This window comes from Vibrio sp. 10N.247.311.47 (genome assembly GCF_041467535.1).
Lineage (GTDB): Bacteria > Pseudomonadota > Gammaproteobacteria > Enterobacterales > Vibrionaceae > Vibrio > Vibrio crassostreae_C.
On record NZ_JBFSUR010000016.1, the window covers coordinates 12,977 to 26,183 of the forward strand.

Consider the following 13,207-nt stretch of genomic DNA (forward strand, 5'->3'; position numbering starts at 1 on the left):
GTGTCGTTTCTTAGAATGCAGTTAGCTACTAGAGCAAAACCTCATTCCACTAAACGTTATTTCTCATACGTTTTGATTTCGCCTGATTTCACACGAGCAACAAACGATTGCAGTTCTTTCTTCACAACTGGCATCAAGAAGTACAGACCAAGAATGTTGAAGATAGACATCGCAAAGATAGCCGCATCAGAGAAGTCGATTACCGCACCAAATTGAATCGTGGCACCAATAACAACAAACACACAGAACATCACTTTGAAAATCAGTTCCGTTGTTTTACCTTCACCAAATAGGTAAGTCCAAGCCTTAAGACCGTAGTACGACCAAGAGATCATGGTAGAAAACGCAAACATAATTACCGCGAGAGCGAGTGTGTATTTGAATACTTCTGCCGTTTCAGTAAACGATGCAGCAGTCAGCGTTACGCCCGTTAAACCAGAACCATCGAATGGACCTACGTTTAAGCCAGCAATAGTGATAACCAATGCGGTCATTGTACAAATGATTACCGTATCAACGAACGGTTCTAATAGTGATACTAGACCTTCGGTGATTGGTTCTTTTGTTTTAACCGCTGAGTGAGCGATAGCTGCTGAACCTACACCTGCTTCGTTCGAGAATGTTGCACGTTTCAAGCCTTGAATTAGCGCACCAATAAATCCACCAACAACACCTTCACCAGTAAATGCACCTGTAAAGATTGCGCTGAACGCAGGGCCAACTTGATCAAGGTTAGAACCGATAACAATCAGAGCCATACCGATATACAGAGCAGCCATCCAAGGAACAACTTTTTCTGTTACCGATGCGATAGAAGGCATACCACCAACAATCACAGAGAAAACTAAAGAGGCAAGTACAAGGCCAGTGATCACACCGTATTCACTTGGTACATCAAATGCGTAAGTTAACATGGCGTGTGCTTGGTTAGCTTGGAACATGTTACCGCCGCCTAATGCGCCTAAAATACACATTAATGCGAAACCAATAGCGAGCACTTTACCTAGTCCGCCTAAACCTCTTTCACCCAGACCTTGGCTTAGGTAGTACATTGGACCACCCGAAACAACACCTGAAGGTAGGATAGTTCGGTATTTCACACCTAAGGTACACTCACAGAACTTAGAAGCCATACCCAGAAGGCCACACAAGATCATCCAGAATGTCGCGCCAGGGCCACCAATCGCAAGTGCAGCACCCACACCGGCAATGTTACCAAGCCCGACGGTTCCAGAAAGGGCAGTAGCTAAAGCTTGAAAATGGGAAACTTCGCCGTCTTCTATTGAGTTAGGGTCTGTGTACTTGCCTCTAATGATATCTACAGCCATACCGACTCGCTTAAATTGAACGAAGCCAAAGTAAACAGTAAAGATCAACGCAGCGAGTAATAACCAGCCAACAATAATAGGGAAGTTGGCTTCGCCAACCGGTACACTTTTAAATATGAGTCCAACGAACCATCCTGTGTAGTCGTTGAAAAACCCATCAACACTTTGACTTAAGTTGCTGATAGCTTGGTTAAATGATCCTTCTTCTGCAAATGCACTGGAACTAAACAATAATATAAACCCAAAAAATAATTCACGTATGTTTTTCATGGTTTTCCCTGTCTTTTTAATAAATTATGTTTGTTGCTGTTGTGTTTGTTTTCTATTTGATTTGTATATCTCAGTGGTTTATCTACTTCATTCGACGGCAACATAAACGGCTGTAGCTAGGTCGAAAAACGAAATAAATATAAGTACTGATCTTGCTTTGTATGGATATCCTTTTGGTATGTGCACCAATAAGACTATGGTATTCGGGCTACCAAGTCCTACTGATAATCCTATACATAAAAATAATGCCAACAAAGAAATTTTTACAATAAATTTACAATTGTTCGGGTTTTGTCATCATTTGGGAATAAGTCGGTGCTTTGTAGGCTGAGAAAAGTATATGCAGTAGTTGTTTTAGGGACGGGTGAAGGAGAATTCAGAGTGATGGGCTGTAGGGGCATAGGGGGGACATAGAGGGAACGTAGGAGAGTTCGAGTATTCGATATGTTTTCGAGGTGTTTAAACATACGAAGGCTAAAGGTGTGTTCGGATCTGAGGATATTAAAAGCCCTTTATCAGAGCTTTTTGATGAGCGGGAAGCATGAATACTTTCCGCTAGCACATAAAACTAAACGGTTCGATGACTATTGCTATTGCCAACTGTGCTTTTGCTGGATTTGTGGTAGAGCTTAAGTGCCAATAACGAACCCCACAATAAAACCTGTCCCCATAGTAATGTCCATTGAGACGCCACTTCTTGCCAAGATGCACCCATCTGATTAAGTGCTAAGAAACCTTGGATAGCCGGTGTGCTTGGGAATAGCTGTGATAACAGAACTAACCATTCAGGCATCATTTCAACTGGCCAGATAAAACCTGAAGAGAAGATCAGTGGCATTGAACTGATTAACACTACAACCGTGACTAGCTCTCTTCGTGGCACTAACTCACCAATAAAAATCCCGATCAAACAACTGGCCAGTAAGAAGGGCAGAAGTAAGGTTAAGATCTGTGTTGTTGAGGCGAGCTGGTTTATCCCATACATCGAAAAGCTAGCGCCGAAATAGTACATCGACAACAGGTAATAAATGCCGACTAAGGTACAACAGCGGGCAAGCATCAATTTCGCTGGAGAGGTCTTACTCCAGTAGCCAAATGTCGATTGAGCATTTTGGGTTGCACCAACTAAACCTGAAGCCATGGCTAAGGTTTGTTGCAGGATCAACACAAAGACGGCTGGAACTACGTAATCGATGTATCCCATGCGACTATTAAACGTTGGTTTCAGGTTCAAGCTGAATGCACTGTAGCCTTTGGCTGCCGATTCTAAAGGCACACCTTCGACTAACAAATGGCTGACCTTAACTTGCGCAGCTAACGTACCACCGGCCTTGGCAAGCCCTTCAACAATGGTTCCGTAGACCAAAAAGTAAGAAGCATCACCAGCGTAAGAAAGTGTCGGGCTCTTACCGAGCAACAAGTCTTTATAGAAATCTTCTGGAATGACAAGGAATCCGCCAATCTCTTGGTTAAGCACGGCTTGTTTCGCATCGGCGATGGTGGAGTCTCGACGGACCAATTCGATCTGAGAGGTGGCATCCACCATACGCTCTAATTGATAGCTGCTTTGACTCTTATCCAAGTTCACAACCGAAGCTTTCAGTTGTTGAGGAACTTGGTTCGCGTAAGGCAATGGATACAAGAAGGAATAGAAGACCACACCACCAAATACCGTAAGAAGCACGACAGGGTTGCGCAATACCGCTAAGAGTTCTTGCTTGAGCAGTTGAGTAAAGCTCATCGTTTTACTCCTTGTTGTGCTGATGCTTCTGGCTGTGTTGACGGCGTTGTTTTTGCAGATATAGCTGCTTTTGTAGATGGATCTGCTTGTGCAGTTAGAGTTGATTGCGCCAAGTGTTTCTTAATTAGCAACATTACCACGAAAGCAGGAACTGCGTACCACAACATAGAAGAGAGGCTGATCAAAGACTGTGCTGCGCTCACACCATAACTAGACTGCGCCGTTTGTACTTCGATGTAATGACTCACGGGCAATAAGCTTCTCCAAATTTGAGCAGCTGTGTTCATGTCTGTTACTGGAAAGGTAATACCCATGAACGCAAAGCTTGGTGCCGTAAATGCGCCAGCGAAACTCATCGCCCTTGCTGGATCAAGTGTTAAGAAGAAAAACAAACAACCCATAATGATACAACTGATCACGGTTAGCAGTTGGGCAATAGTCAATGCCACAAAGCTGCCGTTAAATGGCCAGTCTAAGAGCACATAGAACCAAAAACTAAACGCGATACCAAACATCAAAAACAAGACAAGGTAGGGCGTTAATGTTGATGCGAGTGACTTCATAGGGGCGTTGGATAACCAAGCGTGAAGCCCACGAGCTCTAACGTTCGCCGTCAAAACCAATATCGTGCCCACCACAATCATGATCTGCCACAGTGCAGGAATAACCGCAGACACCAAGAACTGTGCATAACTGGTGTTCTTGTTGAACAGCGGCGTGATCTGGCTTTGTACCGTTACTGCTTGGCCTAATGCGGATTGCACCGTGGTATCACCGTGTGACAGCTGTTTCACGACTTCAAGTTGCGCGTTAAAAGTCCCTTGAGCCTGCAGCAAGGCAGAGTTCACCAGCTTACCGATTAAGATAAATTGGCTGTTATAGAATACAGACACTTGCGGATTCAAGCCGAGCAGAAGGTCTCGGTCGAAGTGCCTTGGTATCACAACATAACCATAGATATCACGTTCGATCATCGCTTTCGCCGCATCACTCGCAGAGCTGTATTTCTGAGTGACTTGCAGCGTTGGTGACGCATCAACAAGGCGTGTGAACTGTTGCGAGATTTGACTGTGCTCAAGGTCGACAACTGCGACCGGTAAGTCACGAGCGATCCCTTGTGAAAAAATCAGCCAGATACTGGCAGCAAGCAGCAAAGGAATCCAAGTTAGGCAAGACAACAACCATTTGTCTTTGCGGACAATCGCCCACTGCCGAAGCAAGGTATTCTTCGCTCTATGATGCTCAGTTGATTGCGAGCCTCTAGATTGCGATCCAGTATATTGAGAGTTAGCAGACATAAGTCACCTAAAGCTCAACCACTAGGCTCATGCCCATACGCAGTGTTTCGCTCGTATCGACAGGGTGCGCTTCTACTTCAAAAGTACGTAAATCGAAGCCTTGTGCTGCGTCTGTTGAGCGCCAAGTTGCGAAATCACCCATTACGGCGATGTGAGTTACTTGGAAAGTTAATGATTTATCCAGAGCCGGTAGGTACGCCTCAAACTGGCTGCCTTTCTCGAAATGCTTAAGCATGTCTTCACGAACATTGAGCACAGCCCAAGCATCCTTGGTGTCGATAACAGTCACAACAGGGAAGCCTTGTGGTGCAAGTTCTCCACTGCTCAATAGAACCTGAGAGACTTCGCCATTAAACCAGCTGTGGATCTGTGTGTCTTTTGCGTAAGCTTCAACTTCCGCTACCGCACCCGCTGCCATTAACGCTTTTTGAGTGGCGGCCACTTTGGTTTCGTCACGCGCACCTTCTTGCGCTAATTGATACATTTGGAATGCAGCGCTTTCGGTGTACTTCGCCGCTTGCCACTGTGTTTTGGCTTCATCACGCTTCTGCTCGGCAACCACACCATCGTTGTAAAGGTTGTTTACACGTTGGTAGGTTTTGTCCATCAGATCGGCAGCTGCTTTGGCTTTCAACCATTGGTCTTTAGCCGCTTGGATCTGTTGAGTACGCGCGCCATTCTCTGCTTCTTGTGCTAATGCACCAGCGGCTTTCTGACCAGCTTTTGCTTGCTCTAGCTTCGCATCAATCTCAGGGCTTAGTAGAGAGAAGATCAATTCGCCTTTTTCAACCGAATCGCCTTTGCGCACGAATATTTCATCAATTCTGCCAGGTACTTTCGATGAGATGCTGTATTGCTGCGCATCGATTTGACCTTGAAGCTTAACCGGCTGAGGTTGATAAGCTTGATAGAAACTGTATCCGACCCAGCCAATAACGCCGATACCAACTAAAGATAGAAGAAGGGGCTTAATAGGTTTCATGAATTATCCTTTTGACTGGCTAACGGTGTCTGTTTTTGAGTCGAAATCAGACGGAACAGAGGAGGTTAAGTAACTGGAGTAAGCATTCATTTCGCTGGTTAGCGCTAACAGCTTGTTGAGAGAGATTAGGTATTTGAAGCGAGCAGCAGATTGCTGGGTTTTAATGCTCGCAAGATAAAGCTCGGCATCAACCACTTCTAATGAGTTAGATAACCCTTGTGTGAAGGCTTTTTTACGAAGTAATAGGTTTTCCTGAGCTAAAGACAAGCTCGAGTTTAGGCCTTGAACCTCTTCAATGGCTTGGTTTGCTTCAAGGTAAGTCTTTTGTACCAACACGGTTAAGTCTTGCTTAGCTTGTGACTTAAGGAATTGAACCTGTGATACGGCACTGTGAGCCGCAGCGACTTTGTCGGAACGGCCAGAGGTATCAAGCAGTGGCACATTCACACCAATGCCAACCAACCAATCGGGTTTCATTTCACTGGCTAGAGAGTCATCTTCATACAGGCTGTAATCACCATAAAGGTAAACCTCTGGGTAGTATTTACCTTTCTCGGCTTTAATTAAGCTGCTTGCTTGTTTCTCTTTTGCATCAAGAATCTTAAGGCCGGGGTAGGTCATGAGTGTCTGGTCAATGAACACGTCCATATGAGGCAGGTTCTTATTGATAAACAGTTGTTCAGAGGGTTCTACACTTTCATTTTGACCAAGGATTTGGGTCAACGCCAATTGCGCAATTTTAAGATCGTTCTGAGCTTTCGTGCGCTCTACAATCGCTTTATCTAAAGAAGCATCGGCTTGTAGGCGTTCTACTCGGGCGATTTGTCCTTGCTGTTCAAGCTTGATGGCGAAATCACGATGCTGAGTTAAGCCTGCTTCAACGGCTTGACGCGTTCTCACCACGTCTTCCGCTAAGATCACCGAGAAGTAATACTTACTTAAGTCTTCGTAGCGAGCTTGTTTCTCCATCAACAGTTGGCTTTGCGCTTCTTCGCTTTTACCTTCAGCCGCATTTTGCGCAGCGGTTATTCGACCACCAGTGAAGATAGGCCACACAGCACGAATGGAAGAGCTAAAGATGTCTTGTTCGGTAATCGTTGAGGTAACGCCACCAACTAGAGGGCGCAAAATCGCGGATATAGCAGGGTTTACTCCACTCAAGCTATCTGAAAACTGTTCACCATTAATCGTCACATCACTATCAAGGTGCGTGTAGTTAGCCCCTAAGGTAATAGAAGGAAGATTGAGGCTACTTGTTGAGTTCTGAAGGTGTTGATAACGTTCAACGTTGGCTTGTTGAGCCGCAAGAGAGTTGTTGTTCTCTTGGAGAATTTGCCACGCTTCAGAAAAAGTGAGCGGAGCTGCATAGCCTGGCGAAGCCATAGTGCCGAGAAGCATACTGGCGATCGCAAGGTATCGGAATTTTGGTTTGGTCATCTGCATTAAATACCAATTAGAGTATTAACTCTAATGTTAACAGGGCGATAGTCATTTGTCTTGAATAGATTGTCTCATATGAATAGAAATTCTCATAACTCGTTAATCAAGTGTAAATAAGATTGAGTGACGTGAATATCAAAGATAAATGAAACTTAAAAAGCACGCATAAGCATGCTCTTTAAGTTCAGTATAGAAGTGTTTTTACAAAATGAAGTGGCTTATTTAAAGCTAGGACAATGGTGATCGGCGCGCCATACCAATTGTCTTGAACCTTGCATTGTTTGTAATAAATCTCTACCTGACATTTGCGGGAATGCTAACAATACCTTGAGATCGAGAGGGGAGGTGCCATCTTTCTCATAGGCTCTTACGTGAGTAAAAGTCGATTGTAAGTGTTTGAACAGCATAGTCTTAGTAAGACAAATTCCAAAGTTATCGCGTTTCATTGCCTTGTTTCCTTTTCAACAATGTTTATACGTTATGTTTGTTATCCTGTTTCTATTGGACGTTGCCACTGACTGATCGATACTTCCTGCTCATCAATGTTTTATTATTGGGTGATGCTTTTATCAGTCACCTCTTCGTTGTCTGGCTAGCCGAGTTTGAAATAGCGATGGATGAATAGGGGAGAATACTTAATCCGTTTGTTCATCATTCGTAACGGCGAGCGTGCAACTTTTAGTTATAGATACGTCCAGCGAGCGAAGGGTTGTTGCTATTTTGTTAATCGAAGTTTCGATTCAAAGCGCGGTCTGAAAATCATGACCTATGGCTTAGCAACAATAAACTTTTTCATATGCAACCATTATAATTGTATTTATTTTAAACAACCTAAAAAACACCTAAAAGCTTAGTGATCTAGCTCAATATTTATTCGTTTATTTTGGTTTTTAAGCTAATCAGTCCTAAAAATGAACGATTAATCGAGATGAACAACGTAAAGGATTATCAATTAACAATCTGCTCAATTATTTAGTTGAGTAGCAGTCACAAATTCACGCCCCTAGAAAGGTCATGCGATTAACTTGGTGTTAACATTGATCGTCTAACACTAGGGACGGTGGAATATGAAATGGAGCAGTATCAGTTTCCGTAAAAGGTTACTGATTATCATGACGGTCACTGGCCTCGTTGAACTTTTGATTCTTGCAGCGGCTGGTTTTTACTACATCAAACAATCTCAAGAACAAGAGATGGGTTTGAAAGCGTTAGGTGTTGCTGAATTTCTATCTGAATCGCCGCTTGTCACCAGCATTATTCAAGAAAATGGAACGTTGGACCCTAATGGCGTTCCCTACGTTTTGTCTGAAGAAACCCAAGTTAAATTTCGTAACCTTACTCAGCTCATTGGCGCGGCGTTTATCGTTGTTGGAGATGATAAAGGTATCCGCCTGATTCACCCTTATGATGACAGGCTCGGTAAACCCATGCGTGGTGGCGATAACCAAAAAGCATTGGTATTGGGCGAGTCTTATGTGTCGACAGCCAAAGGATCGCTGGGTTTTTCAGTTCGTGGTAAATCCGCGGTAAAAGACACCCAAGGTACCGTTATTGGTGTGGTGTCAGTTGGTTACTTATTGGATTCGTTGCAAGATCGAATCGAACCTTACTTAGCCTTTTTGATTGTGATGGCGTTGCTGGTGGTTGCGGTCAACGCTTTGATTTCGAGTTATGTATCTCGCCGTTTTCAACGCGCTATTTTGGGCTTTGAGCCTGAAGAGATAGGCCGGTTGTATGTTGAGCTAGATGTAACCATGAGTACCGTGAAAGAGGGCATTCTGAGCATCGATAAGCACGGCATTTTACGTTCAATTAATAAGAGTGCCTGCGATATTTTATCGATAGACAGGGATAAAGCACTCAATCAACAGCGCCTTTCTGATGTATTGCCAGGCAGTGATTTAGAACAACTGCTATCAACCGGCGACACCGACCACGATGTTGAGTTGTATTTAAACAATAAGCGAATCATTGCTAACCGAAGCCCGATTATAGTGGCAGGTGAGGTGGTCGGGGCGGTATCGAGTTTCCGATTACGAGATGAAATCAACGATTTAACAGACCAGCTCTCACAAACCAAAGAATATGCTGATCTACTGCGTTCACAAACCCACGAGCATCAAAACAAGCTTAACACTATTAGTGGCTTGATTCAGATGGGCGAGTTGGATTCTGTTCAACAATTGATTGGTCAAGAAACCGCTCATTACCAGAGCTTAATTGAGTTCTTAAGAGAGACGGTGAAAGACCCTCTTATTGCAGGCATGCTTTTAGGCAAAACAGAGCGAGCTCGAGAGATTGGGTTAGAGCTTAAAGTGGAAGAGGGATCAAGGCTTGAAGCTCTGCCTAGCTGGTTAAACGCGGATGACGTTGTCACAATTCTTGGCAACCTGATTGATAACGCCTTTGACGCCACCATGACGGCGATTAAGCAAGAGGGTCAAATTGCGCCAGCGCGTCGGGTTATTGAAGTTTCAATCAGTGATTTTGGTAATGAAATTATCGTAGAAGTAGAAGACAAAGGGTGCGGTTTGCCGAAAGAGTTGGCGACCAAAGCACTCACCGAAAAAGGCGTATCGAGCAAAGCGAAGCAAAATCGTGGTGTGGGTTTGTATCTGATAAAGCAGCTGGCAGACCGATATCAAGGGCAGCTTGAAATGGTCGACAACCAAGATTTTGGCACGCGAATGACGGTTTATTTGCCAAAAGAAGAACAATAATAATTAAGCACGAATCGATCTTGCGAAGATCATCGTGACGGAAAAAGCATGGTTAAAGGAAGAACATAAATGAACGCAATCACGAGAGTCATGGTCATTGAAGATGATATTGCGATTGCAGAGCTACACCATCGTTATTTAGAACAGATGGGTGGCTTTGACGTGGTCGGTATTGCCACCACACAGTCTGAAGCGCTGATGCAACTGGACATCTTAAAACCGGATTTGGTGTTATTGGATGTGTATCTACCGGACGGGTGTGGGCTCGATATTCTTAATCACGTAAGAGGGAGCAATCAAGGCTGCGACGTTATCTTGATTACTGCTGCTCGGGATGTGGATACGCTGCAGCAGGCAATGCGCGGGGGAGTGGTGGATTACCTATTAAAACCAGTCATGTTTCCTCGTTTGGAAGCAGCACTGAAGAAGTATCAGTCACAGTTACAAGAGTTCGAAAGCGTGTCTGATTTGAACCAAGGTTTGGTTGATAAGATGCTGCAAGCCAATGCCAAAGCGGACTCAGGAAAAGTATCAACCTTGCCCAAAGGAATTGATGGCGTAACGTTGGATAAGATCAGAGCCATTTTTCAGCAAGCTGATGCCGTTAATATTACCGCCGATGAAGCCGGAGAACGAATTGGTGCTAGCCGAACCACCGCCAGACGCTATTTAGAATTTTTGATTACCACTGGTGAGTTAGTCGCAGACTTAAATTACGGTACCGTAGGTCGCCCGGAGCGCTGCTACAACAAAGCGCAAAGATAAACACGACACCATCAAAATAAATATAAAGCCAGTTGAATAAGCTGGTTTTACCTTTTTCTCCCTTTCCTATTGCTCACTCCACCGACCAGATACCGTTCTTTCTTGACTACACTGTTTGAGAATGCCGATTTGCTTCTCCCTCGGGTCAAATGAACGGAACTATCGATTAGAATTTGTTCGAAATGAGTCAATATTTAATCGATTGCTTTCACAGTGGTTGATGTAAATCAAATAGTCATAGACAATACTGTCCCGAATAGAGGTGATAGCTTTCACCCTCGTTTACCAAACGCATTCTCAAATTTAATAGGCGCTTACTATTGATGTAATAGTTAAGACCTATTATCTATTTTCGTATGTCGCTGATACCTTTGGCGAATACTAAAAACCTTGTTTTTATAGGAAAGATGATGGTAATACCTGAAAACAGCAGCATCGTTATTTTTGGTGCGTCGGGAGATCTAACTTACCGCAAGTTAATTCCTGCTCTATACCACCTGTATGCTAGCAATCAACTACCAGAATCCTTTGCGATTCTTGGAGTGAGCCGTACTGAGTACAGCGATGAGTCTTACCGTGAGAAGCTGAAGAAGTCTCTTCAGGAAATGGAAAAAACTGAACCAGAGACGCTGAATGCATTTATTGAACATCTGCATTACCAAGCGATCAATACTTCAGATGTAGACGACTATGCTCGTTTAGCACAACGTCTAGACAAGCTTGAGCAAGACTACCAATTCGAAAACCATAACACATTGTTCTACTTGGCAACCCCGCCAAGCCTATACGGTGTGATTCCAGCAAACCTTGCTGCGCATGGCCTTAACGATGAATCGAACGGCTGGCGTCGTCTGATCATCGAAAAACCATTTGGTTACGACTTAGCATCAGCTCAAGCGTTGGATGAAGAGATCCATCATCACTTCCAAGAACACCAGATCTACCGTATCGACCATTACCTTGGTAAAGAGACGGTTCAAAACCTTCTAGTGCTTCGTTTCTCAAACGCGATGTTTGAACCACTGTGGAACCGTAACTTCATTGAATACGTTGAAATCACAGGTGCTGAGTTCCTTGGCGTTGAAGAGCGTGGCGGATACTACGACGGTTCTGGCGCAGTTCGCGACATGTTCCAAAACCACCTGCTGCAAGTGCTAGCGATGGTAGGTATGGAGCCGCCTGCACAAATTAACGCTGATTCTATTCGTGATGAAGTGGTTAAAGTGCTTCAGTGTCTGAAACCATTAGAAGAAGATGATCTGCGTAAAGACTTAGTATTAGGTCAGTACACAGCATCAGATGTTCGTGGTCAGCACCTACTAGGTTACCGTGAAGAGCATGGTGTAGCGGATGATTCTCGTACCGAGACTTACATCGGCTTGAAAGCTCACATCAATAACTGGCGTTGGAATGGTGTTCCTTTCTACGTACGTACAGGTAAACGCTTACCAACACGTGTGACTGAAATCGTGATTCACTTTAAGAACACGCCACACCCAGTATTTGGTCAAGATGCACCAGAGAACAAGCTGATTATCCGCATCCAACCGGATGAAGGTATTCAGATGAGCTTTGGTTTGAAAGAGCCAGGCGCAGGCTTCAAAGCAAAAGAAGTGAAAATGAACTTCTCTTACTCTGACTTGCCTGAAACTCAGATGCTGACGGCTTATGAGCGTCTTCTTCTTGATGCACTGAACGGTGATGCGACTCTGTTTGCACGTACCGATGCGGTAGAAGCATGTTGGAAGTACGTTCAACCAATCTTAGACTTCAAGCAAGATCCTCAAGCACTGTTTGGCTATGCTTGTGGTACTTGGGGCCCACAGGAAGCAGATGAACTTCTGCAACGTGATGGCCGCGCATGGCGTTTCCCATGCAAAAACTTAACAGACACGGATTACTGCGAACTATGATCAATCACAAGATCTTTGCAACGCCTGAACTGGTTGTTGAAAACCTAGCAAATGAAATGAAAGCATACAGCGAGCAGGGCAAACCTGTTCACATTTCACTGTCTGGTGGCAGCACGCCAAAAATGCTTTTCAAACTTTTAGCACAGGCGCCATACGCGGAAGGTATTCAATGGAATAACCTTCACTTCTGGTGGGGCGACGAACGTTGCGTTGTACCAGACGACGCTGAAAGCAATTTCGGTGAAGCAAACGCGCTCTTATTTTCAAAACTAAAAGAGTTTACTCAAGTAAACCTTCCTGCTGAAAACATCCACCGCATCCGTGGTGAAGATGAACCAAAAGCAGAAGCAGAGCGTTTCGCAAAAGAGATGGCAGACGTAATCCCAACAGAAAACGGCACGCCTGTATTCGATTGGATTCTGCTTGGTGTTGGCGCAGACGGCCACACAGCTTCACTATTCCCAGGTGCAACCAACTACCAAGATGAGAACCTATCTGTATTAGCTTCTCACCCTGAGTCTGGTCAAATCCGTGTTTCTAAAACAGCGAAAGTTTTAGAAGCAGCAAAACGAATCAGCTACCTAGTACTGGGTGCAGGTAAAGTTGAGATCGTTAAAGAAATTCATACAACTCCTGCTTCAGAACTGCCTTACCCGGCAGCGAAAATCCAGTCTAAAACTGGCGAAACAGAGTGGTTCCTAGATTCAAATGCAGCAAGTGCTATCGCATAAGTGCGAATAGCCGCAAGGA

The 13,207-nt window shown here is 44.3% G+C and carries 10 protein-coding genes; 4 read left to right on the forward strand and 6 right to left on the reverse strand.

Features of this window, described 5'->3' with window-relative positions; translation table 11 throughout:
- Positions 1-56: 56 nt before the first annotated feature.
- The 6 genes from AB6E51_RS12205 to AB6E51_RS12230 all read right to left on the reverse strand — a co-directional run bounded on the left by AB6E51_RS12205 (position 57) and on the right by AB6E51_RS12230 (position 7,505).
- Entirely contained in the window at positions 57-1,598 is a 1,542-nt protein-coding gene (locus AB6E51_RS12205; protein ID WP_017063800.1) for a sodium:alanine symporter family protein, read from the reverse strand.
- A gap of 568 nt (positions 1,599-2,166) precedes the next feature.
- Complete coding sequence (locus tag AB6E51_RS12210) at positions 2,167-3,339, reverse strand: ABC transporter permease (protein WP_372057962.1); 1,173 nt, start codon at positions 3,337-3,339, stop codon at positions 2,167-2,169.
- On the reverse strand, positions 3,336-4,637 hold the full coding sequence (locus AB6E51_RS12215) for an ABC transporter permease (protein ID WP_065583586.1): 1,302 nt from the start codon (positions 4,635-4,637) through the stop codon (positions 3,336-3,338). Before AB6E51_RS12215 ends, AB6E51_RS12210 begins: the two co-directional genes overlap by 4 nt.
- 7 nt (positions 4,638-4,644) lie before the next feature.
- Positions 4,645-5,619 (reverse strand): HlyD family secretion protein, encoded by a 975-nt coding sequence (locus tag AB6E51_RS12220; protein ID WP_102333372.1) that lies wholly within the window; start codon positions 5,617-5,619, stop codon positions 4,645-4,647.
- 3 nt (positions 5,620-5,622) lie between these two features.
- Positions 5,623-7,062 carry a TolC family protein gene (locus tag AB6E51_RS12225; protein ID WP_017063805.1) on the reverse strand — a complete coding sequence of 480 codons (1,440 nt, stop codon included), beginning with the start codon at positions 7,060-7,062 and terminating at the stop codon, positions 5,623-5,625.
- A gap of 215 nt (positions 7,063-7,277) precedes the next feature.
- Positions 7,278-7,505, reverse strand: a complete 228-nt coding sequence (locus tag AB6E51_RS12230; protein ID WP_009846577.1) for a hypothetical protein — start codon at positions 7,503-7,505, stop codon at positions 7,278-7,280.
- Positions 7,506-8,126: 621 nt separating this feature from the next.
- On the opposite strand from AB6E51_RS12230, the gene AB6E51_RS12235 reads away from it, so the two are divergent.
- The 4 genes from AB6E51_RS12235 to pgl all read left to right on the forward strand — a co-directional run bounded on the left by AB6E51_RS12235 (position 8,127) and on the right by pgl (position 13,188).
- Complete coding sequence (locus AB6E51_RS12235; RefSeq protein ID WP_032546322.1) at positions 8,127-9,779, forward strand: sensor histidine kinase; 1,653 nt, start codon at positions 8,127-8,129, stop codon at positions 9,777-9,779.
- A 69-nt stretch (positions 9,780-9,848) separates the two neighbouring features.
- A complete protein-coding gene (locus AB6E51_RS12240; protein ID WP_017059715.1) occupies positions 9,849-10,544 on the forward strand; it encodes a response regulator in 696 nt (231 codons plus the stop codon).
- 410 nt (positions 10,545-10,954) lie between these two features.
- Positions 10,955-12,457: a glucose-6-phosphate dehydrogenase gene (gene zwf / locus AB6E51_RS12245; protein ID WP_017059714.1), complete on the forward strand. Its 1,503-nt coding sequence runs from the start codon at positions 10,955-10,957 to the stop codon at positions 12,455-12,457.
- Entirely contained in the window at positions 12,454-13,188 is a 735-nt protein-coding gene (pgl, locus tag AB6E51_RS12250) for a 6-phosphogluconolactonase (protein WP_017066266.1), read from the forward strand. Before zwf ends, pgl begins: the two co-directional genes overlap by 4 nt.
- Positions 13,189-13,207 lie beyond the last annotated feature (19 nt).